Raw genomic sequence first — 23,238 nt, 5'->3', positions numbered from 1 at the left:
AATGAGACCATCTCCCAGAGATAGCCATGTCGAGTCCCACTAATCAAGCACCTACAACAGAGCATGCCTCAGCGGCCTCAGCGCCACGAGAAAATCTGTACGACACTGATTTTATGGCTTGGTGTGAGTATCAAGCCGAGGCATTGCGATCTCAGGACTTCAGGAATCTAGACTTAGCAAACTTAATTGAGGAAATTAGCGATATGGGTCGGGAGCAATTTAACAAAACTGCCTCCCTAACCCGTCAAATCATCATCCATATCCTTAAATTACAAGCTTTTCCTGATGATCAAGCAGCTGAACACTGGCGTGATGAAATCGAAGCATTCCAAGATAGCCTAGATGATATTGTCAGCGGCTCCATTCGCTATCGATTCCAACAACAAGAAACCTTTGCCGCCCAGCAAGCCAAAGCCTTACGACGACTCCAACGCAAATACCCCGACACCAAGTTCCAACCACTAGATTCAATGACACTTGATGAGATTATTGCTTGGCCTGAAAAGAGCTAACACAAAATTCTGCATAACAGCCATCAATACTGCCGGGTGGGCACAAGGCCGCACCCCTACGAAGATATTCACTTTGCGCACTAGAGATATGGGGTAAACACCCCCTCCGATTTAAGAAGTTTCGATCACCTCTTTTTTACGGTGTGGAGCGAACGCGGAGCAGCGTAACCACCTCACCGGCAACCAGTGCAACTACCTTCAGCTATTCCCCTGTAAACCTCTTATGCGAGGGGCCTGGGGAAGTTGAGTTCCCCAGATCGGGGGGTTTCAGGGGGGAAAGCCCTGAGCAACCCACTCCGCTATAAACCAGTCAACAAAAGCTATAACCAGCCCACATCTTCACCATTCCTCCCAGATCACGAATAAGATCGCACCATGCCCTACCAATCCGTCCCCTTCAAAACCAACAAACCCGTCCTCTCTTGGGCCAACCACGATCTCGGCTCCAAAGAGATCCAAATGGCCAAAAACGTCGCCTCACTGCCCTTTGTCTACAAACATGTCGCCCTGATGCCCGACGTTCATCTCGGCAAAGGAGCCCTCGTCGGCTCCGTCGTCGCCACCGAAGACGCCCTAGTCCCCGCTGCCGTCGGCGTCGATATCGGCTGTGGCATGTGCGCTCTTCAGACTCCTTACAAAAGCAAAAAGCTAGACGGCAAACTCAGAAAAATCCGTAAAGAAATCGAAGCCACCATCCCCACTGGCTTCGAAAGCAACAAGAAAGTTGGCAAATCCGTTTACAACTGGCAAGGCTGGCGTCACTTTAAAGACCTACATAAGGGCGTGCAGCATCTAGAAAAGAAAGCCCTGAGTCAAATGGGCTCCCTTGGTGGTGGCAACCACTTTATCGAAGTGTGCATCGATACCGAAGACACCGTCTGGCTTATGCTCCATTCCGGCTCCCGTAATATCGGCAACATGCTGGCCAAGAATCATGTCAGTACTGCCAAAAACCTGCAAAAGCTAGCCAACCAGAAGCTGCCAGATCCCGATCTCTCCTATTTTGTCGCCGGTACTGAAGAGTTTCGTAGCTACTGGAACGATCTACAGTGGGCACAGGCCTACGCCCTACAAAACCGAGAAGAAATGATGGCCCGATTTAAGCACATCATCGAAAAACATCTCGGCGGCGGCAAACCCTTTAAGCCATTATTGGCCGTCAACTGCCACCACAACTATGCCGAAAAAGAAGAACACTTTGGCAAAGATGTATACGTCACCCGCAAAGGAGCCGTTCGGGCACGCACCACCGACTATGGCATTATTCCCGGCTCCATGGGCACCAAGTCATACATCGTCAAGGGCAAAGGGAACCACGATAGCTACTGCTCCTGCAGCCACGGGGCCGGTCGCGTCATGTCCCGTAGCAAAGCAAAGGATACCTATACCCTGGACGACCTGATCGAACAGACCGCCGGCGTAGAATGCCGTAAAGACAAAGGCGTCATCGACGAAATTCCCGCAGCCTATAAACCCATTGATGAAGTGATGGCTAACCAGCGGGACCTGGTAGAAGTCGTCGCCACCCTCAAACAAGTCATCTGCGTCAAAGGCTAAGCCTAAATTTCTTCCACATTGCTACGACGCTGACGCTGGCGCAGACCAAAATTCAGCTCATTACTGGAGTAAGATGTGCCAAAGGTCTCAGCCAAGCTCACCACCTGACGCAGAGCTGAACGAAAGTTGTCTCCTTGCAGAGTGCTCAAGGGATGTAAATATACAGCAACCACAGCGCCATCGGTAACGGCATAACGGGCATCTAGGGCCGTATGGAAGTTAGCCGCCAGCATCGCCTGAACTTGCTGAGCCGTCAAGTCTTCCACCGGCATTACTGGGCTAAATACCCGCATCCGATCGTTATTGGCATCGGCCAGGATAATGACGGTGCGATCGCTAACCCTAAATTGCCACTGACCATTTTCTCCCTCAACGTTATCAACCTCCGACTGTAGGATTTGCTCTAGACGAGCCAATGTCATCAACTCCAGCCGCTCTGGTGTTTGAGCACAGGCCGCAGTCGTCACAAGCGGTATAGATGTGGCCATCAGACCAGCCGTTACAAAGGCTGCCGTACGGGGAATTAAAGTCATGGTTGGAGCTATAAAAGTTGCAGCCATGCTAAATAACCAAAATGAGCCCATCCTGAGAGTATCTAAAGGTTTTGATGATTTAAACAGCCGCTCATAAAGCTAAGACCTAGTAAACGTACTTAACACCGACACAGAGAAGAATTCACTTTACGATCTTCCATGGCAGCCCATCCCTTAAACTCTTATGATCAATATGAAAGTCACCCTTATTGGCCTACTGTTTGTATTCACACTCAGTAGTGCACTGATTGCATACTTGAGAACAGCAGCTAAGGGAAATGGGATGCCATCGATAGACAGCAGCGCCTCCCCTCAAATTACTCCAGAAAATTGGCCAACCACCCATGGCGGCGCACCCATAGAACCTGAGATTGAAGCCCGCATTGATGAATTAATGGCATCAATGACCCTTGAAGAAATGGTGGGTCAAACCATTCAAGCAGATATTGATCATGTCACCCCAGAGGATGTGCGTCGATATCGTCTAGGCTCAGTTCTCAACGGTGGAAACTCAGCTCCTGGTGAAAATGTTCGAGCCCCAGTTGAAGATTGGTTAGCCCTCGCTGATGAATTTTATGCAGCCTCCATGGATACCAGCAACGGCGGTCAGGCTATTCCCATACTGTGGGGCACAGATGCCATCCATGGCCACAACAATATTGTTGGAGCCACTGTCTTTCCCCATAATATTGGATTAGGGGCCACTCGCAATCTAGATCTGATCCAACAAATTGGCGAGATAACAGCACGGGAAGTAATTGTTACTGGCATGGACTGGACCTTTGCCCCCACCCTAGCAGTTGCCCGTGATAACCGCTGGGGACGCACTTACGAAAGCTATTCCGAAGAACCTGAGATTGTTGCCCAATATGCCACAACAATTGTCAAAGGCCTCCAAGGGGCACTGGGCACCGATGATTTTCTCAGCAACCAACACATTCTGGCCACAGCTAAACATTTTATTGGCGACGGCGGCACCCATAACGGAAAAGACCAGGGCGACAACATCGACAGTGAAGCTAACCTGCGAGACTATCACGGTGCCGGCTATCCACCAGCGCTCGAAGCCGGAGTACAAACTATCATGGCATCATTCTCAGCCTGGCATGGTCGGCACATGCACGGCCATGGACCCTTGTTAACCGATGTGCTCAAGCAGCGCATGGGCTTTAACGGTTTTATTGTGGGCGATTGGAACGGCCATGCTCAAATTCCAGGCTGTTCCACCAAAAGTTGCCCCGCTGCGTTTAATGCAGGCATTGATATGTTTATGGCTCCAGACAGCTGGCGTCAGCTACTCCAGAATACGGTGGCACAAGTCAAGTCTGGAGAAATTTCTCGTGAGCGCCTGGAAGATGCAGTAAGCCGTATTCTTCGGGTAAAATTTCGTCTTGGTTTGTTTGAAAAACCTAAACCCTCAGAGCGTCCCCTTGCTGGTCATTATTCGCTGTTGGGGCATCCTAATCACCAGGCTGTAGCACGACAGGCCGTACGTGAGTCTCTTGTTCTACTTAAAAACCAGGATAATCTTTTACCTTTACAGACCCATCAAACGGTATTAGTCACGGGAGACGGGGCTGATGCCATCGGCAAGCAGACCGGTGGTTGGACCCTATCATGGGAAGGCACTGGCAACACCAATGCTCACTTCCCCAACGGCACTTCAATCTGGGAAGGCATTCGCAACACAGTTGAAGCCGGTGGTGGAACCGCCATCCTCAGCTCAGATGGCAGCTATGATCAAACACCCGATGTGGCCATCGTGGTCTTTGGAGAAAATCCCTATGTTGAGTTTAAGGGAGATTTAGACAACTTAAATTTTGCCTCCGATCAGGAATTTCAATTACTTGAAACATTCCAAGCAGCAGGCATTCCCACAGTTGCTGTTTTTCTCTCAGGCAGGCCCCTATGGGTCACCCCTGAGATTAATGCTGCCCAGGCATTTGTCGCTGCCTGGTTACCGGGCACGGAGGGAGCGGGTATAGCCGATGTGTTAATTCGCAAACCCAATGGTGACATCAATTTTGACTTTACAGGCAAACTCTCTTTCTCATGGCCTCGCACAGCGATTCAGACCAAAGTAAATCGGGGTGATGATAATTACGATCCATTGTTTCCCTATGGGTATGGGTTAACCTATCAAGACAATGGCAATCTACCGCAACTACCTGAATTCTCAGGTTTAGATGGCAGCGAACAGACCACCAGTAATGCTCTTTTTGCATTGGGTAGACCCATGGCACCCTGGAGTCTGCAAGGTATTGTAGGCGATACCGCCAGTACAGTCGTGGATGCACACACTCAGCTAAATAATGTGCTCACCATCCGTTCAATTGATCGGGTAGCGCAGGAAGATGCAAAACAGTTTATTTGGAACGGGCAAGAAAAGGCTGCAATAGTACTCACTGGACCTGCCACTGACTACAGCGCTGCATCCCACTACGATGGTATGACATTGGTCCTACAGTATCGGGTAGATGCCCTACCAGAAGCACCGGTCACACTATTTGCAGAGTGCGGCGAGAACTGTCGCGCTAATTTGGATATGACTCAGCTATTTATGACCGAGTCTTTGGGAGAATGGACCCAGACAGAAATTAGTTTACGTAGCCTGGTAGACGCTGGCGCAGATATGGCTAGGCTGACAGCGTTAGGCTTTGAAACCGAGGCTCCCTTTTCTTTAAGCCTATCGGATATACGATTAGTGCCTAAAGATTAACGTTGACCCTCGAAAGTCAACCGTAAGGGGGACAGCAAACCTCAAACATATCTCAAAGAGGTACATTATTTTCATGCAGACGCCTCAAGGTCCGAGCTGTTGCATTCAGGCTCATCCCCTCACTTCTCGCACGGAATCAGTGCCAAAGACTGGAAATGGCTATTTCCAGTTGGGGATTAAGTATGGACTGTAGCTCCAGCCTGTTTTCCCTATGGCGGATCGACTGCCACAGTGACGTAAGCTAAACACGGTTGTAAGAGGCTGGACAACGAGATATCACCTCATCATTTTCAGCAATCAAACTCATCTAACGCTCAACAGGCTAAAATAACGGCGTTTGTAACCGTTTTCCCCATGGCGCGTTGGTTTAACATAGCTGGTCCCTGCAAGCCAGATAAGCATTACACACTGCCACCAACCGAGCGACTGCCCAATCTAGAGCGCGTCATTGACCAAGAGGGGTATTTCGTTATCCATGCCCCCCGGCAAACGGGTAAAACTACCGCTATGCTGGCCTTAGCTCAGCAACTTACTGCTAGCGATCGCTACACGGCTGTGATGGTTTCGGCTGAGGTGGGAGCCCCCTATGCTCAATCTCCCCTACAGGCTGAAACGGCTATTTTACGCGCATGGCAAGAGTCGGCTACATTTTGGCTACCGCCAGCGCTGCATCCACCGGTCTGGGAAGACGGGGCAAGTATTGGTCAAGCCCTAAGTCAGTGGGCTAAAAAATCGTCGCGCCCCATTGTGTTATTTATTGATGAGGTGGATGCGCTGCAAGATGAAGCTTTAATCTCACTGTTACGGCAGCTGCGGGATGGCTATCCCCGTCGGCCCCTGGGGTTTCCCCAGTCAATTGCACTGATTGGTGTGCGGGATATCCGTGACTATAAAGTTGCTTCTGGAGGCAGTACCCGACTGCATACAGCCAGTCCGTTTAATATCAAAGTTAAGTCGTTAACGCTGAGAAATTTTTCGGCTACGGAAATAGCCAATGAATCGCTAGTCAACCAAAAGGTTCAACAATTAACTCCCAGCAGAATTAAAATTCCCCTTGCGGGGATGGAAACAATTATCTAACAGAACTGAATATCTATAACAGAACGTCACAACCAACCACATTATTTTCATGCAGACGCCTTAGTCCAGAGTGACAGAGAGCAAGAATTAAGCCAAAAATAAGCCAGCTATACAGTAGTCTTTCTGAATCTAAGACATAGTGAGTCATTCAGCGATTCAATTCGTTTCGTTTTTTGTAACTCAGAGGACATCCGGGCTCAGCATCAGCCATACTAGCGGCCATAGTTGCCTGTATGGAAATCGGCCTATGGTTATCCCCACCATTCAAGCTCAGCTGAGCATTTTCAAAGATGCACGGGATTATCAGATCTTGTGTTTAGCCTTATTTCTAATTTTAGGTGTTGCCATGCGCGATTGGTCACTACAGCCAGCCATCGTCGCTACAGCAATCATCACAGCGCTGGGGAGCCAGGGGTTATTTTCTTGGCTAATGTCTCACAATTCATCATCAAACCAGCTGCAAACAATATCTCCAGCTGAATTCAACTGGCGTAGTCCACTGATTACCGCATTAGGTCTCAGCCTACTGCTAAGGACAGACCACATAGCCACTATGGCTCTAGCCGCCAGCATTGCCATTGCCAGCAAATTCCTTTTTAAGGTTAACGACAAACATTTTTTCAATCCTGCCAATCTTGGCATTATTGCGGCTCTGACGCTCACCAATGACGCTTGGGTATCACCAGGACAATGGGGGGATGAGATTTGGTACGGCCTAATTTTTATGGGTGCTGGAGGCATGGTACTCAAGCGCGTAGGCCGCTGGGACACCACCGGCATGTTTCTAGCCAGCTATGCCCTACTAGAAGCAGTGCGTAATCTATATCTTGGCTGGACCTGGGATGTGTGGGCACACCGCATGATGAGCGGCTCGTTATTGTTGTTTGCGCTGTTTATGGTAACGGATCCAAGGTCAATTCCCAATGCCCGACCAGCCAGACTAATTTGGGCGTTAGCAATTGCTGTGCTGACGTTTGTTTTACGTAATCACTTTTATCTCTCTACAGCAGTTTTTTGGGCATTGTTTGTATTAGCTCCGTTAACAATTATGCTTGACAAACTTTGGGAGTCTCCTCGATTTGAGTGGAAACAGTTTGGGAGAGTAGAGATATCGTCTGCAAAATAGACAAAAAATGCCTCAACAGAACTCTTCTAATTAGTTCAGAAACATCTACCAGCAAAAATTCCATCCCCTCTCGGGCTACAGGGTATACACATCTAGAAGCTAATGTCCCAAAAGGTAGGCTTGGCCTTGAATTGGCCCTCATCCTAAATCCTTCTCCCTGGGGGCGAAGGACTTTGAGGCTAGGCCCCCCTTCTCCCTTAGGGAGTAAGGGGTTGGGGGATGAGGGCTCGAGATTTGGAGCGACTCTCCGACTTATGTATACACGGTAGCCCTCAGGGAGTAAGGGGTTGGGGGATGTAGAGCTTTGCTCTTCTCGCAGAGTGGGTTCGAAATCTAGAGCTAGCTCTCCGACTTATGTATACACCGTAGCCCAGGAGGGGAAAGAGTTTCGGCTTCGCATTAAGGACTGCATTATCTCTCTATTTTCCGTTTTTAGTGAAGGAACCCTGTATGACTAGTTTGTTGCGCATAGCCATGATGGTGATGATTGCCATTGGCACATTCATCATCCATCCCCAACCTGCCCACGCCTTCTGTGGCTTTTATGTTGCCAAGGCCGATACTAGCCTTTACAACAAAGCCTCTCAGGTCGCCATTGCCCGCGATGGGAACCACACTGTATTGACCATGGGTAACGACTATCAGGGTGAGGTAAGCGACTTTGCCCTGGTGGTGCCTGTGCCCACCATCATTACTGAAGACCAGGTGGACGTGGCCGAAAAAGTGGTGCTCGACCGCCTTGATGCCTTCAGTGCACCGCGTCTGGTGGAATATTTCGACAGTGATCCTTGCGAAATTATGTACCGTTTGGAAGCTGAAGAATCACTGCGATTTGCCGATGGTGCCCCTCCCTCGGCAGCCCCATCACCCCGATCGTCAGCAGCTTTAGGTGTCACCATTGAGGAACAATTTTCCGTTGGGGAATATGACATTTTAATTCTCAGTGCCCGTGAATCGGATGGACTAGAAACCTGGCTTAGACAAAATCAATATCAGCTACCCGACGGCGCTAGCCAGGTATTGGCCCCTTACATTCGTCAGGGCATGAAGTTCTTTGTGGCTAAGGTCAATTTGCAGGAGTTTGATAGCAGTGGATATCAATCTTTGAGACCGCTACAAATCAGCTATGATTCACCAAAATTTATGCTGCCGATACGGCTGGGCATGCTGAACGCCGATGGTGATCAGGATCTGCTGGTCTATCTTCTTTCTCCAGAAGGACGTATTGAGCTGACGAACTATCGCACGGTGAATATTCCCACTGATGTTGACCTGCCTCTATTTGTGCAGAACGACTTTGGCAATGTTTATCCAGAGATGTTTCAGCGGCGCTATGAGCAGGAAAATAAAAATGTGGCGTTTCTTGAATATGCCTGGGATATGCGCAGCTGTGATCCATGCTCGGCTCCGGTATTGAATCTGTCTGAACTAGAGGCAGCCGGTGTCACCTGGCTCAGCCAAGGCGCGAACCAGCGACGTCCGTCTCCCAATATTGGCACTCCGCCAAGACCAGCAGCACCTTCTATATTTATTTCCCGGCTCCACGTGCGTTACAACCGCGATAAGTTTCCGGAAGATCTGATGTTTCAAACTACATCTAATCGGCAGTTTTTCCAGGGGCGCTATGTCACTCGCCATGCCTTTACCGGCAGTCTCGATTGCCCAGCTCGCCTACGGGAGGAGTACCCCAATGTCGAGGCTCGTCGTGAGTTGGAAGCATGGACCGGTGAAGACTACCGCAAAATTGTTGACGATGCCCAAGACCGTGGGCGGGCCTATGTACGTAACCTCATGGCTCGCTTTGAGCGGGAGTCCCAAAATTTAGCTCGCCTTACCGGTCGGGATATCCAAACGATTCGTCAGCGCATTAGCGACGAAGTCCCTCAACCAATACCATCCCCCTGGCTAATCCGATATCCCAAAAGTTAGCAAGGTGGACCATGCCCACAGCGACCAGCCGACAATGGCATGTATCGGTGGGCATGAATCGCTAGAATAGCTAGGACTTGGTTCTGGATAGTCCTATGTCCTTTCGTATGTTGCGCAAGTGGCTCTACTTGCTGATGAGCTTGGTGATGGTGGTTGCGATCGCAAGCTGCTCCATAGATAACTTCAAAGCCAGAGACATTGAATCATCACGGTTGGTTTATAGCATCCTCAGCGATCCCAAAACCTTTAACTACGCCCTTAACAGCGAACGCCCCAATATTTTTGGAATGACCTACAAAGGACTGATCGCCGAAAACTACGAAACTGGCGAAATTGAACCAGAACTCGCTGAGTCGTGGGAATTTTCCAACAATGGTCTTGCCCTGACCTATACCCTACGGGAAAACCTAAAATGGTCCGACGGCGAACCCCTCACCGTTGACGATGTCATTTTTACCTACAATGACGTTTTTCTAAATGACACCATTCCCACGCAAATTCGCGATGTCCTCCGCATTGGAGAAGAAGGCAAATTGCCCAAGGTGATCAAGCTGAACGAGCGCCAGGTTAAGTTTGAAGTACCTGAACCTTTTGCCCCTTTCTTACGAAACACTGGGGTCAGTATTCTGCCGAAGCACGCCCTGGCCAACTCCATCACCCAAACAGATGCCGAAGGCAACCCGTTATTTTTATCCACCTGGGGCACCAGCACAGCGCCCAATGAAATTGTCTGTAATGGACCTTATATGCTCAAGGCCTTTACTCCGGGTGAGCGCGTCGTCTTTGAGCGCAACCCCTACTATTGGCGCACAGATGACCAGGGTCAGCCTCAACCCTATTTGCAGGAAGTCATCTGGCAGGTAGTAGAGTCCCAGGATAGTGAATTCGTACAATTTCGCTCCGGCGGTTTAGATTTAACCGGCGTCAAACCCGATAACTTCTCATTGCTCAAGCGCGAGGAAGAGCGGGGTGATTTCACCATCTATAACGGTGGTCCGGCCCCCAGCAGCCTATTCATATCGTTCAACCTGAATAAAGGCTCCCGCGATGGTAAGCCGTTAGTCGATCCCGTCAAGTCCCGTTGGTTTAATGCCCTAGAATTTCGACAGGCTGTGGCCTACGCCATTGATCGACCGACGATGTTAAACAACATCTATCAGGGGCTGGGTGTTCTGCAAAATTCATCTATTTTTCCCCTAAGTCCTTATTCTGCAAGCCCTGAAGAAGATGGTGTTCGGGCCTATGACTATAACTTGGAAAAAGCTAAAGACCTGCTGCTATCCGCTGGGTTTCAATATGATGCCAACGGTCAACTACAGGATGCCGACGGTAACCAGGTGCGGTTTACCCTGATTACCAATGCTGGCAATAAGGTGCGCGAAGCCATCGGCGCTCAAATTAAACAGGATCTGAGCAAAATTGGCATAACTGTGGACTTTAACCCCGTCAGCTGGGGCTCCTTGGTGGAAAAGCTAGGGGATAGTCTTGATTGGGAATGCCACATGATTAGCTTGGTCGGTGGACTCGAACCCAATGGTGGCTCCAACGTATGGAACCCAGACGGTGGCCTGCATGCATTTAACCAAAAACCACTGCCAGGTCAAGACCCCATTGAAGGTCGTGAAGTGGCCGACTGGGAAGCAAGAATCGGTCAGCTCTATATCAAAGGAGCCCAGGAACTGGATGAAGCCAAACGCCGCGAAATCTATGTGGAAGCTCAGCGTATTGTTCAAGAGCAGCTGCCGTTTATCTACCTGATCAATCAGTACTCCATGGCAGCCATTCGCAACAAGGTCCAAAATGTGAAATACTCTCCCCTGGGAGCATTATGGAATATTTACGAACTGAGCCTAGCTGAACAGTAGTTTGTTACTAAATAGTCTTTTTTAATAAGGAATTGCAACGGAGCCTTAAAGGAATTGGAGGTTCTAAGGCCAGTCATTAAAACGCCAGGCATAATCGGCGTACATTAGACTTTTAATATAAAAGTTGCATTTTTAGATACGGTTTTGAAATTGAGTTAATACCCTTAAAGACTCCCCATGCATTAGTGAACCGATTGATAGGTTCATCATTTTCCAGCATATTTAGACTGGCGATTGTACGGCAGCGCCTTCTGAACAAACAAATTTCTTGTTTTAATCGACTCGCCGTTCCATCACCGTTGTTATAACTCTACCTATGGACGATATCGCGAAAGCCTATACCGTACTGGAGTTAGAGCCCGGTGCTTCACTCTCAGACGTAAACCAGGCTTACAAAGACCTGGTCTTTATCTGGCATCCTGATCGGATTCCAGCCGATAACACACGGCTACGCGATAAAGCCCAAGACAAACTCAAACGTCTTAATGACGCTCGTAGCCGTCTCAAACAGCATCTGCGTCACGGCACAACAACAGCCTCTAAATCCAACAATAAATACAACCCTGAACGTTACGGCAGCCACCGCTACCGTTCCTATAGCCAAACCCGGTATACCCATCCCTACAGTTCTAGCAACGGCAATGGGTCAACAAACGACACCGCAGCAGCCGGGTATGCCAACCATAGGAGCAATGGCGCTAGCGCAAGAAATGGTGGTCCATCTGCCCAAAATAGCAACCGAGCCACGAATGGTTATAGGTCAGCCAGTAGCAACCGACCCACACATACTTCTAATGGCTCTAACTCTAACGGCTTTACAGCGCCCAAGCCGTCTACTACCAATCCAGCCTCATCCAATGGGTATAGCACAGCTGGTGGTTCTACCAACGGCTCAAACAGCTCGGCTAGAAGTCATGACTCTGCTAATGGTGCTGCGACCAATGGCGCTGCCGCGAGCAGTAGCAGCAGCAATGACCGCAGCAGCGCATCTAATAATGGACGCAGTTCGCCTTACAGTTCGCCTTACAGTTCGGCCTATCGACCTACCAACGACAATAGCTACGCAGATTACATCTACCGAGCCCCTCAACCCACCTATTCGCCGCCTCAAAATTCACCGACCCGCAAGAAACCCGATACCGATTTGGAAGGGTCTGACTTTAAAGGGGCCAATCTTAAGGAAAAAGATTTCTCAGGTAGAAATCTCAGCAAGTCGAATTTAGAAGGGGCTGACCTTAGCGATACTTTTTTACATAAGGTCAACCTTAACCAGGCAAATTTACACAAAGCAAAACTTTTCCGCGCAAACTTACTACAAGCTAACCTCAGTCACGCCAACCTCCGAGAGGCCAACCTGATTGGGGCCGACCTCAGTGGGGCTGACCTCAGTGGGGCTGACCTCAGTGGAGCCATTATCGGCTATGGCGATAAAATCATGGTCAAACTGACAGCCGCCAGGTTAACGGGCACGATTATGCCCAACGGCAACATCCACGAGTAGGTAGCTTAGCCCCCTTACCAATCACTAGTTTGGGTCCATCGAGCTTCAATAAACTCCCATATAGCCTCACGATTGTCATAATTAGCAGTCACCTGTAGCCGCTCAAGCAAGGCCTTTTTTTGAACGTGAGTATCATTACCTGGCTCAATGGCAATGAGCGAGTCCACAATCTCCATGGCATTCTGCGTAGACCCAAGCGCCATCAACACATCACTCAGTAACACCAGTGATGGAACGTGACGAGAATTTTGTCGTCTAGCTTTTTGTAGCAATCTTTCCACTGAATGCAGCATGTCTTCACTGTCATGAATGCTGAGACTCACAACTCTGGTCCATCGCTTACGAGCGTCTAAATAAAGGTTATCTGCTGAACGATTGCCCCGATCAAATAGCATCATCATATTCACTCAAATTCCATAATCCTTCACACAGCAGCCAGACTGAAACGCATGCCATAGAAACCTGACCTCCATGAACAACCAAAGCCCATGGAGATTCCTCGCATAACACAATCGCTATGCTGGGCGGGTTTTCTTGATAAACAGCATCCATAGCAAGAATGCCGTTTATCCCTAAAACATCCACCTACAGCAAACGCTTCAAATCATCTGTCTTATTACCCCAGACTGTCCTTAGCTAAGGACAGTTTCCTTTGAGAGAAATCCTTTACCGTTACTATAAATAGGCCAGATGCTAATAGAAACTCGTAAAGCTATGACGTTGTGGCTATCCTGAAAAGTCAGATAGTGCTAGCTTTCTAGGTTTACATCCTCTAAGTTTGTGGCCTCCCACTTCAGAACCGAGGCATTTATACCTTGCTCTTGCTTACGCTTAGAATCTGCTTCAAACCAGGCGATGATCTGGGCTGTGGTCAGCTCGTCTACAGAAATATCCATATCCTTAGCTATAAACGCCAACAGCTTTGCTGTCGAAAGCGTTAATCGAGTGAGAAACTTCTCTGGTGTCGTTAGCAGAGCTTTGTCTACCTCAGCAGATTCTTCGGGCGTTAAAAACTGAAGGGTTTGATCGAACATAAAATTCAAGGTAGTTAATTATCTTGCGCACCAATAATTTAGGGACGTTCCATGGAACGTCCCTAAATTTAAATAAACCCTATTTCTTTTGAATCTTATAGGCGCAGAGGTTCTCACCCCGTACTAGCCAATGTGTACGCTCAACCTGGCAATCGGGTAGGGCTACGGCAAACATGGCTAACTCATAACCACAAACCGATGGATAGGACGCTGCCACCTGGGAAATAGCACAGTTATATTCGGCGACGATATAGGTGTTTTCGTCGTCGCCCTGATGTAGCTCCGCCATATAGCCTTCCGCCTGGCGAAGTTCTACCAGTTGTTCTACTCGTTCAGGTAATGAGCCAGTACCGATGATTTCAAAGTAGTGCTGAGCCTTGCGCTGCCACTGCTGCTTCAAGATCACGCCCACCTGCTCAGAACCGACGGTGTCGGTCAATGTATCGAGTAGGGAAACTGCAAACTGATCGTACTGAGATGGAAACTGATCACGCCCTTTGGAACTGAGTTGATAGATATAGTTGGGACGTCCCATACCTGACTGCATTGCCTGGTGCTCAACTAGCTCCTCGGCTTGCAAATCTTTAAGGTGACGACGAATGGCTTGGGGGCTCACACTTAAATTTTCAGCTAGAGTCTGCGCTGTCGCTTGACCCGCCTTCATTAAAAACTGGAGTATATCGTCCTTTGTGGATGGCTGCACTGACTTCATGGCCTGAAGTTTCGATCGCAATATTACAGACTGTAAACAGTAAACCTGATCTGATCCCACTTTAGCAACATATATGTTGCTAAAGTCTGCTAACTCTATTACTCTTTAAAAAGAGTTAAGCAACCTATGTGTTGTTTAATTATAGAATCATCTGGTTGTCTCAGCATCCCCATTCACCCATGAGCATAAGTAAGCCGACCCAGGCCACAGAAAAAAACCTTGAGCTGATGCGGAATTTTGCCCAAAGCTATGCCAAACGCACTGGCACTTATTTTTGTGCTGACCTTGGTGTGACTTCCGTAGTGCTTGAGGGTTTGGCAAAGCATAAAGACGATTTTGGCTCTCCCCTGTGTCCCTGTCGCCACTATGAAGATAAGGAAGCCGAAGTCAAGAGCACCTATTGGAATTGTCCTTGTGTTCCCATGCAGGAACGCAGAGAATGCCATTGCATGCTGTTCTTAACGGAAGACAATGACTTCGCTGGTAAGGATCAGGAAATTTCCTTTGATCGTATTCGTACAGAGACGAATAAATATTAGACATTAGACAGCTATTGTGGTCTAAGGCCGATTTCTGTCACCCTGGTCATTCCACTTTAGTCCTGCCATTCCGACCCCGATAAACTTCCAGATTTCGTTCAATCGCCCCTCCCAACCTTCTCGGTTAAACCATGAGCACTAGTAGCGTTCAATCCGTTGTTAGCCAACCTTACAAGTACGGATTTGTCACTGACGTAGAATCCGATGTCATCCCCCGTGGATTGAGTGAAGATATTATTCGTTTGATTTCAGAGAAAAAGAACGAGCCGGACTTCATGCTTGAGTTTCGACTCAAGGCCTACCGGCAGTGGCTAAAAATGACAGAGCCTACTTGGCCTAACGTCAATTACAAGCCCATCGACTATCAGGACATCATCTACTATTCAGCCCCCAAGCAAAGTGAAAAGCTGAAAAGTTTGGATGAGGTAGATCCAGAAATTCTGGCTACCTTTGAAAAGCTCGGCCTGCCTCTGTCAGAGCAGAAGCGCTTAACCAATGTGGCAGTTGATGCTGTCTTTGACAGCGTTTCTATCGCAACCACATTTAAAGAAGAACTGGCAGAGCACGGCATTATTTTCTGCTCTATATCTGAAGCTGTACAGGAGTACCCAGATTTAGTTAAGAAGTATTTAGGCAGCGTTGTACCGTCAGCCGATAACTACTTCACAGCCCTAAACTCAGCCGTTTTCAGTGATGGCTCCTTTGTTTACATCCCTGAAAACACTCAGTGTCCAATGGATTTGTCCACCTATTTCCGGATCAATAATGGAGATTCAGGTCAGTTTGAGCGCACACTGGTGATTGCGGACAAGGGCAGTTCCGTCACCTACTTAGAGGGCTGTACCGCCCCCATGTATGACAGCAATCAGCTACATGCGGCTGTGGTTGAGCTAGTTACCTTGGATGATGCCAAGATTAACTACTCCACAGTGCAGAACTGGTTTGCTGGTGATAAAGATGGCAAAGGTGGTATTTACAACTTTGTCACCAAGCGAGGCCTGTGCTCGGGTAAGAATTCTAAAATCTCCTGGACTCAGGTAGAAACCGGTTCAGCAATCACCTGGAAGTACCCCAGCTGTGTACTGGTGGGTGATAATTCTGTCGGTGAATTTTATTCGGTAGCGCTGACTAACAATATGCAGCAAGCCGATACGGGCACGAAGATGATCCATGTGGGTAAAAATACTCGCAGCACGATTATTTCCAAAGGAATCTCTGCGGGAAATTCCAAAAATAGCTATCGCGGTCTTGTCAAGGTAGGCCCCAAAGCTGAGAACGCCCGTAACTATTCTCAGTGTGATTCCATGCTGCTTGGCGATACCTCTAACGCCAATACCTATCCCTACATTCAAGTCCAGAACAACACTGGTCAGGTAGAGCATGAAGCCTCTACTTCGAAAATTGGTGAGGACCAGCTATTCTACTTTGCCCAGCGCGGCATTTCTCCTGAAGATGCGGTTTCTATGATCATCAGTGGCTTCTGCCGCGATGTGTTTAACAAACTACCCATGGAGTTTGCAGCTGAAGCTGATAAGCTACTGGCCCTTAAGTTGGAAAATTCTGTTGGCTAACGCCTGAATCTACACCGTCAGACGCACTTTCAATGATTAACTCAGACGCAAAAACAATTCTCTCTGTCAAAGATCTACGAGCCAGCATAGATGGAACTGAAATCCTGACAGGTGTAAACCTTGAAGTGAAAGCTGGTGAGGTCCACGCCATTATGGGTCTCAACGGTTCCGGTAAGAGTACGTTTTCTAAGGTGCTAGCCGGTCACCCCGACTATGAAGTTACGGGTGGCACCATTGAATTTTATGGTAAAGATCTCTCCGAGCTAGAACCCCATGAACGGGCCACAGCAGGTATTTTTCTAGCCTTTCAATATCCTCTGGAGATTCCGGGTGTCAGCAACCGTGAGTTCTTGCGGGTGGCCTACAATGCCCACCGTAAGGCCCGTGGGGAGGACGAGATTGATGTATTCGACTTTGATGATTTAATCGAAGAGAAAACTGAAATCGTCAAAATGGATGTGAGTTTTCTAGACCGTAGCGTTAATGAGGGCTTTTCTGGTGGTGAGAAAAAGCGGAATGAGATTCTGCAAATGGCACTGCTAGAACCTACGTTGGCCATTCTAGATGAGACCGATTCTGGTTTGGACATTGATGCTTTAAAGACTGTGGCAGAAGGCGTTAATAAGCTGGCCACACCGAACAGTGCTAACTTGGTGATTACCCACTACCAACGGTTGCTTAACTACATTGTGCCGGACTATGTCCATGTGATGTGCGGTGGGCAAATCATCAAAACCGGCAGCAGAGAACTGGCCCTAGCCCTTGAAGCTAAAGGCTATGAATGGCTCTTAGAAGAGCAGGTGGTGGCTTCATGAGTAAAGTAGCTACCGTAACCCAGCGCGATCGCTATCTAGGGGAACTGCTTGAGCAGGCGGCCCTCTCCGCTAAGCAGTCTCCCTTAGGGTTAGATGCCTTGCGAGCCGCTGCTCGTGCGCTCGTACAGGAACGCACATTTCCATCCAACCGCGATGAAGATTGGCGATTTACCGATCTGTCATCCATGTTGGAAATGTCTTTTCAGGCCCCAGGGGCTTTAAAAGATTCGGTGATTGCTGAGGCTAAACAGCAGTTGGCCAACATCAGCCTGGGGGATACAGCTCGCCTAGTGTTTGTTAATGGCATCTTTGCAGATAGTCTCTCTAACGTCGGTGACGGCACTAGCGTTCTAAGTCAGGCAGAAGCTACACCTGATGCGTTGGCTCAGATACAGGGAAGCAATGAAGTCTTTACGGCTTTGAATACAGCTGGCTTTACCGACGCTGCCGTACTCCACATCAAGAAAAACACAGCCATTGAGCAGCCGATTCAGATTGTTTATCTGACCATTGGTAATGGGTTGTTTGTACAGCCACGGTGTCTCGTAGTTGCGGAAGCAGGTAGCGCTGTCACGCTGGTAGAGGAGTTTCATGGCAGTGGCGCTAGCTTTACCAACAGCGTCAGTGAAGTGTGGGTTCATGATAATGCTGAGGTGACTCATCTGCGGTTACAGCAGGAGTCATCGGAGGCAGTCCACATTGGTAAAACAGCGGTTTCTCAAGCGCGGGATAGTCGTTATCGGAATACGGCATTCATTTTTGGGGCAGGCATTTCTCGCCATAACCTGGAGGTTTATCAAACAGGACCCCAAACTGAAACTGAACTCACTGGGTTAACGGCTGTTCGCGACAAACAATTGGCTGATACCCACAGTCTGATTGCCCTTAGCCACCCCTACGGCACTGCCAATCAGCTACAGAAAAACATTATGGACGATCGGGCCCATGGTGTATTCAATGGCAGGGTGTATGTGCCCCATCAGGCCCAGCTCACCAATGCATCACAGCTGAACCGTAATCTGCTACTGTCATCCAAGTCCCGAATAGACACTAAGCCAGAGCTTGATATTGTCGCTGATAACGTCAAGTGCGCCCACGGTGCAACTGTGAGCCAACTGGCACCGGATGAGATGTTTTATCTGCAAAGTCGGGGCATCAATCGTGACCAGGCCCAGCGGCTATTAATTTACGCCTTTGCAATGGAAATTATTGAGCCGATTACTGTGGCTCCCTTGCGAGAGCGCATGAATCAGTACATTCAGCAATGGACAGTGTAGGCAATGACTTTAACTATGGCTAAACCTCTCGCCGATGAAGTCCGGTCGGATTTTCCGATTTTGGACCAGACGGTGAATGGTAAGCCGCTCATCTACTTTGATAATGCGGCCACGTCACAGAAGCCTAAGGTTGTTCTTAATGCTCTGGTAGATTATTACCACCAGGACAATGCCAATGTTCATCGTGGTGTACACACCCTCAGCGCTCGGGCAACGGCGGCCTATGAAGGTACCCGTGACAAGGTAGCAGCCTTTATAAATGCATCCAGTCGCGATGAGATTGTCTTTACCCGCAATGCCAGTGAAGCTATTAACCTGGTGGCCTATGCCTGGGGCTTGAGTAACCTCAAGGCAGGCGATGAGGTGATTCTGTCGGTGATGGAGCATCACAGCAATCTGGTGCCCTGGCAGCTGGTGGCTGAACGGACGGGCGCTGTGCTCAAGCATGTACAGCTGACGGATACTCAAGAGTTCGATTTTGAGCATTTCAAAGGGCTGCTTTGCGATCGCACCCGCCTAGTGGCCATTAACCACATCTCCAACACCCTTGGCTGTATTAACCCAGTTGAAGACGTCATCAAGCTAGCCCATGGCCAAGGTGCCAAGGTACTGATCGACGCTTGCCAAAGCGTGCCCCACATGCCAGTAGATGTGCAATCCCTTGACTGTGACTGGCTAGTCGCCTCAGGTCACAAAATGTGTGGTCCCACGGGTGCCGGTTTCCTCTACGGCAAACTAGATATTCTCAATGCAATGCCCCCCTTCCTGGGCGGTGGTGAAATGATTCAGGATGTTTACCTGGATCATTCCACCTATGCTGAACTGCCCCACAAATTTGAAGCAGGTACGCCAGCCATTGCTGAGGTGATCATGTTAGGGGCAGCGGTCGACTACCTCACAGGCATTGGCATGGATCGCATTGCCCAATATGAGCATGAGCTGACACGGTACCTCTACGAACGTTTAGCCGATGTGCCTAAGATCAAACTCTATGGCCCTAAACCCAAAGCTGATGGCAGTGGACGGGCTGCGATCGCAACATTTACCGTTGAGAATCTCCACGCCCAAGATTTATCGACATTCCTAGACCAAACTGGAATTGCCATTCGCTCTGGGCATCACTGCACTCAGCCGCTACATCGCTTTCTAGGCAACGACTCCACTGCTCGGGCCAGCCTGTATTTTTACAATACCTACGATGAAATCGATAGCTTTGTCACTGCCCTCAAAGACACAATTGAGTTCTTTGGCAATATTTTTGACTAGCCTGGAGAATCTGGGTTAAGGAGAGCTGAGCTAGCGGATTAAGACTGAGCTGACACAAAGAGTAGTGTCTAACTATAGTTAAAACACCGCCCATTTGAGGCACCCTTATTGAAGTAAGTCTGGTATGTACAACTCCGGTTGAATGTAACCCAATCGGAGGTTCACATCAGCTTGATCCATTCTTCATCAGTTGGGATGTCGCTTGCGCCTGAGCAATCTAATCAGCCATTGGTCACGCCTGTTTTCTTAGACAGTCATTCACCTCACCATGCCTTATCTCAAGCACTTTTAGAGTTAAGCCAAAGTGCAGCAATCTACAGCGGTGATGTGGAGGTTGCTACTGCCGCTATTACATACGCCATCGTTAAAAATCTAGGTACAACCAACTGTCAGGTTTGGTTATACACCGAGGACCGCAACCTATTTCAATTAGTGGCTGATTACGGTCCCCATGCTTCCCATAACTCGCTAAGCCAGCTGCATGTAGACAACCATATCGACTATTTTCATTGCTTAACCCAGCAAGATTGGCTAGTCCTCAACACAGGTGACGCCACTACTAATCAGTTAGGCACGCAGTTAGGGCAACCATCGTCAACAGAGGACAAAGACGCTTCCCTATTACTGTTTCCCCCCTATTTATCCGGTCAAGAGCAGACCATTACCGCCTTAATTGAAATTCCCATTTACCATCAAACCCAAATAATTGGCGTTCTCTGCTGTAATCAGCAAGAATCTCCCAGGGTCTGGCAGGCAGCACATAAGGATTTTATGATTGCAGCCGCTGGTCTCATTGCTCTAGCCATTAGCCACGCCAGCGAACAAAAAAAACAAAAACTTTTAAGCAAACAAAAACGTCAACTCAAGCTCGAAATGATTGAGCGGCAGCAGGCTGAACAAGCCTGGCATGAGAGTCAGCACTTTATTCAAGGCATCCTGAATGCCAGTACTAATATTCTGTATGTAAATGATTTTGCCAGTGGTGAAAACTACTACATTAACGGTTACATGAAGAATATTCTGGGGTATTCTCCTGAAGAAATTCAAAAATTTGGAGCCCAGTTTTTAGAAAGACTGGCCCATGCTGAAACTATCCAAGCCATTCACCAAACCCGCAAGCGTCTGGCAAAGTCAACCCGGGGTGAGATTGTGGAGAATGAATATCGCTTTCGCCATAAACAAGGCGATTGGTTGTGGATGTTATGCCGAGAAACTATTTTTCAATGGAATTCAGACGGCACGCCACAACAGTTGCTAGGCACAGCCACAGATATTACGGCCCATAAGGAGAATGCCCAGGCACTGCAACAGCAGAACCAGGCACTGACAGCCCTGGCACGGGTAGATGGCCTCACTCAAATCGCCAATCGTCGGGCTTTTGATGAATTTCTCGACAAGGCATGGAAAGCTCGTAACAACACCCCCCTAACGCTGATTCTTTGCGATATCGATTATTTCAAACTCTACAACGACACCTATGGTCACCAGGCGGGAGATGCCTGTCTCCAAGAGGTGGCTCAAGCACTCAAAACGGCTGTCAAGCGCGAACCTGACTTTGTCGCTCGCTATGGTGGAGAGGAATTTGCGGTCGTGCTACCCAATACAATTGGGAAAGGGGCACAACACGTGGCAGAGACAATTCGAGCGGCTGTCCATGCACTGCACATTGAACATCATCTTTCAGACGTTAGCCCATGGCTGACGGTCAGTCTAGGCATTGGCAGTGTGACATCCACCGACCAAGGCACTTACGAAGCAATCATTGCCGCCGCCGATCAGGGGCTTTATCAAGCAAAATCCAACGGTCGCAATCAATTTGCCATTGGACATGTGGAGATATCCCAGCAACAATGATTTGGCACCATTGATTGCACACCAAAGATGAAAACCAATGCGGCTCGTCTTCTAGACGCTTTGGACATTGACTATGGGATCCTGACCTACCCGGTAGATCCCAATAATTTAGTGGCTGGCGCTACAGCCGACAAACTAGGCCTGCCCCATGATCAAGTATTTAAGACTCTAGTCATTCGTGGCGATCGCAACGGTATTTGCTTAGCTGTGCTGGCTGCCAATGCCCAACTCAACCTCAAAGCCTTAGCTAAACTCACCAAAGACCGAAAAGTACTACCGGTTCCCCTCAAAGAAGTGCAGCCTCTAACCGGCTACATCCGAGGCGGCGTTACCGCCCTTGCCTGCAAAAGGCACTATCCCACCTACGTAGACGAATGGATTGAGGCCCACGACCACATTGCCGTATCCGCCGGTATGCGTGGGGCCATGCTATGGCTAACTCCCCAGGATTACATCAAGGCAACCCAGGCCACCGTGGGAGCTATCGCGATGTAGGGGCGCGTTGTATGCAACGCCCCCCAAACCAGGAATCAATCACCCCTACCGGGCAAGCAACATATAACCATGTCCTTGAATAGTCATAATCCGCACCGTGCTATGACCTAGCTTTGTTCTCAGGCGCGAAATGTGAACATCTAGGGCCTTAGTATTCAAATCAGCATCCGCAGTATATCCCCATACCTGTTGCAAAATATTCTCTCGCGTCAAGATTTGACCTGGAGTTTGAACCAAAAAATATAGAATATAAAACTCTATTTCAGTCAGCCGGATATATGCATTTTGCCCATAGACTTTTCGAGTTTGGGGATAGAGAACAAGATCACCGACAGAAACCACAGTCGTATCAACACTTCGGTCCGCTAATGTACCACGAACACCTGGAGATACCCGCCTAAGTATCGATCGAATGCGCGCAATCAGCTCTCGACTCGAAAATGGCTTAACAATGTAGTCATTAGCCCCCAGATCTAATCCAGTCACTCGATCTGCTGGACTCCCTAAGACAGTGGCCATAATGATCGGCACATCCGATTCTTGCCGAATCAGCTGACACACCTGCAAACCGTCCAACTTAGGCATCAGGACATCCAAGACAACAAGGTCAACCACATTAGCTCTAAATTGAACCATGGTTTCCTCGCCATCTGAGGCCAGAATCACATCAAATCCAGCCTTAATGAGATTTCGCTGTAAAGCATTACGGATGTGAACCTCATCCTCAGCAATTAGGATGACAGCCTTAAAGTTACCCACCTGATATAACCTCAATACAAAGCCCCGCAAAATGAGCGCCACAGGGCGTTAATTTTGCTCATTCGGAGCATCGTGGAGGATAAATCGGCAAAAG

The 23,238-nt window shown here is 48.7% G+C and carries 20 protein-coding genes; 15 read left to right on the top strand and 5 right to left on the bottom strand.

The window, feature by feature from the left end:
* The first annotated feature begins 26 nt into the window (after nucleotides 1–26).
* Both U2F10_RS15545 and U2F10_RS15540 read left to right on the top strand, forming a co-directional pair.
* Complete coding sequence (locus U2F10_RS15545; RefSeq protein WP_163670346.1) at nucleotides 27–512, top strand: DUF29 domain-containing protein; 486 nt, start codon at nucleotides 27–29, stop codon at nucleotides 510–512.
* Nucleotides 513–887: 375 nt separating this feature from the next.
* Nucleotides 888–2,069, top strand: coding sequence for an RtcB family protein (locus U2F10_RS15540; protein WP_499061700.1), 1,182 nt, complete (start codon nucleotides 888–890; stop codon nucleotides 2,067–2,069).
* Nucleotides 2,070–2,071: 2 nt separating this feature from the next.
* Here the strand turns inward: U2F10_RS15540 and U2F10_RS15535 are convergent, their stop codons facing one another.
* Nucleotides 2,072–2,602: a type III secretion system chaperone gene (locus tag U2F10_RS15535; protein WP_490793332.1), complete on the bottom strand. Its 531-nt coding sequence runs from the start codon at nucleotides 2,600–2,602 to the stop codon at nucleotides 2,072–2,074.
* 184 nt (nucleotides 2,603–2,786) lie between these two features.
* Between U2F10_RS15535 and U2F10_RS15530 the strand changes: the two genes are divergently transcribed.
* The 6 genes from U2F10_RS15530 to U2F10_RS15505 all read left to right on the top strand — a co-directional run bounded on the left by U2F10_RS15530 (nucleotide 2,787) and on the right by U2F10_RS15505 (nucleotide 12,822).
* Entirely contained in the window at nucleotides 2,787–5,321 is a 2,535-nt protein-coding gene (locus U2F10_RS15530; RefSeq protein ID WP_499872646.1) for a glycoside hydrolase family 3 protein, read from the top strand.
* A gap of 354 nt (nucleotides 5,322–5,675) precedes the next feature.
* Complete coding sequence (locus tag U2F10_RS15525) at nucleotides 5,676–6,401, top strand: ATP-binding protein (protein WP_499872644.1); 726 nt, start codon at nucleotides 5,676–5,678, stop codon at nucleotides 6,399–6,401.
* Between the two features lie 247 nt (nucleotides 6,402–6,648).
* Nucleotides 6,649–7,527, top strand: a complete 879-nt coding sequence (locus U2F10_RS15520) for an RnfABCDGE type electron transport complex subunit D (protein ID WP_499872642.1) — start codon at nucleotides 6,649–6,651, stop codon at nucleotides 7,525–7,527.
* 450 nt (nucleotides 7,528–7,977) lie between these two features.
* Nucleotides 7,978–9,456 carry a DUF2330 domain-containing protein gene (locus U2F10_RS15515; protein WP_499872640.1) on the top strand — a complete coding sequence of 493 codons (1,479 nt, stop codon included), beginning with the start codon at nucleotides 7,978–7,980 and terminating at the stop codon, nucleotides 9,454–9,456.
* 95 nt (nucleotides 9,457–9,551) lie between these two features.
* The gene (locus U2F10_RS15510; RefSeq protein ID WP_163699307.1) at nucleotides 9,552–11,321 is read left to right on the top strand and encodes an ABC transporter substrate-binding protein; all 1,770 of its coding nucleotides are present in this window, start codon (nucleotides 9,552–9,554) and stop codon (nucleotides 11,319–11,321) included.
* Nucleotides 11,322–11,637: 316 nt separating this feature from the next.
* Nucleotides 11,638–12,822 carry a pentapeptide repeat-containing protein gene (locus U2F10_RS15505; RefSeq protein ID WP_499872638.1) on the top strand — a complete coding sequence of 395 codons (1,185 nt, stop codon included), beginning with the start codon at nucleotides 11,638–11,640 and terminating at the stop codon, nucleotides 12,820–12,822.
* A gap of 14 nt (nucleotides 12,823–12,836) precedes the next feature.
* On the opposite strand, the gene U2F10_RS15500 is transcribed toward U2F10_RS15505, so the two are convergent.
* The 3 genes from U2F10_RS15500 to sufR form a co-directional block, all read right to left on the bottom strand.
* The gene (locus U2F10_RS15500; protein ID WP_163670315.1) at nucleotides 12,837–13,223 is read right to left on the bottom strand and encodes a tetratricopeptide repeat protein; all 387 of its coding nucleotides are present in this window, start codon (nucleotides 13,221–13,223) and stop codon (nucleotides 12,837–12,839) included.
* 348 nt (nucleotides 13,224–13,571) lie between these two features.
* Entirely contained in the window at nucleotides 13,572–13,856 is a 285-nt protein-coding gene (locus U2F10_RS15495) for an NDH complex assembly factor CRR9 (protein ID WP_499061694.1), read from the bottom strand.
* Nucleotides 13,857–13,935: 79 nt separating this feature from the next.
* Nucleotides 13,936–14,568: an iron-sulfur cluster biosynthesis transcriptional regulator SufR gene (gene sufR, locus U2F10_RS15490; protein ID WP_006515512.1), complete on the bottom strand. Its 633-nt coding sequence runs from the start codon at nucleotides 14,566–14,568 to the stop codon at nucleotides 13,936–13,938.
* A gap of 179 nt (nucleotides 14,569–14,747) precedes the next feature.
* On the opposite strand from sufR, the gene U2F10_RS15485 reads away from it, so the two are divergent.
* The 7 genes from U2F10_RS15485 (at nucleotide 14,748) to ybaK (ending at nucleotide 22,385) form a co-directional block, all read left to right on the top strand.
* Complete coding sequence (locus U2F10_RS15485; protein WP_163670311.1) at nucleotides 14,748–15,107, top strand: ferredoxin-thioredoxin reductase catalytic domain-containing protein; 360 nt, start codon at nucleotides 14,748–14,750, stop codon at nucleotides 15,105–15,107.
* A 131-nt stretch (nucleotides 15,108–15,238) separates the two neighbouring features.
* Nucleotides 15,239–16,678 carry a Fe-S cluster assembly protein SufB gene (sufB, locus tag U2F10_RS15480; RefSeq protein WP_163670309.1) on the top strand — a complete coding sequence of 480 codons (1,440 nt, stop codon included), beginning with the start codon at nucleotides 15,239–15,241 and terminating at the stop codon, nucleotides 16,676–16,678.
* Between the two features lie 32 nt (nucleotides 16,679–16,710).
* Nucleotides 16,711–17,493, top strand: coding sequence for a Fe-S cluster assembly ATPase SufC (gene sufC, locus U2F10_RS15475; protein WP_163670307.1), 783 nt, complete (start codon nucleotides 16,711–16,713; stop codon nucleotides 17,491–17,493).
* Complete coding sequence (gene sufD / locus U2F10_RS15470) at nucleotides 17,490–18,770, top strand: Fe-S cluster assembly protein SufD (RefSeq protein ID WP_499872636.1); 1,281 nt, start codon at nucleotides 17,490–17,492, stop codon at nucleotides 18,768–18,770. Before sufC ends, sufD begins: the two co-directional genes overlap by 4 nt.
* 3 nt (nucleotides 18,771–18,773) lie before the next feature.
* Nucleotides 18,774–20,036 (top strand): SufS family cysteine desulfurase, encoded by a 1,263-nt coding sequence (locus U2F10_RS15465; RefSeq protein ID WP_163670303.1) that lies wholly within the window; start codon nucleotides 18,774–18,776, stop codon nucleotides 20,034–20,036.
* A 195-nt stretch (nucleotides 20,037–20,231) separates the two neighbouring features.
* A complete protein-coding gene (locus tag U2F10_RS15460) occupies nucleotides 20,232–21,890 on the top strand; it encodes a GGDEF domain-containing protein (protein WP_499872635.1) in 1,659 nt (552 codons plus the stop codon).
* A gap of 27 nt (nucleotides 21,891–21,917) precedes the next feature.
* The gene (gene ybaK / locus U2F10_RS15455) at nucleotides 21,918–22,385 is read left to right on the top strand and encodes a Cys-tRNA(Pro) deacylase (protein WP_163670292.1); all 468 of its coding nucleotides are present in this window, start codon (nucleotides 21,918–21,920) and stop codon (nucleotides 22,383–22,385) included.
* Nucleotides 22,386–22,430: 45 nt separating this feature from the next.
* On the opposite strand, the gene U2F10_RS15450 is transcribed toward ybaK, so the two are convergent.
* Nucleotides 22,431–23,186, bottom strand: a complete 756-nt coding sequence (locus tag U2F10_RS15450; protein ID WP_348918268.1) for a response regulator — start codon at nucleotides 23,184–23,186, stop codon at nucleotides 22,431–22,433.
* Nucleotides 23,187–23,238: the final 52 nt, after the last annotated feature.

It is taken from the genome of Leptothoe sp. EHU-05/26/07-4, assembly GCF_043421015.1.
GTDB classification, from domain to species: Bacteria; Cyanobacteriota; Cyanobacteriia; order Phormidesmidales; family Phormidesmidaceae; genus Leptothoe; species Leptothoe turfae.
Note: the sequence above shows the minus strand (reverse complement) of the source record. Positions and strands in the feature narration are given on the sequence as shown.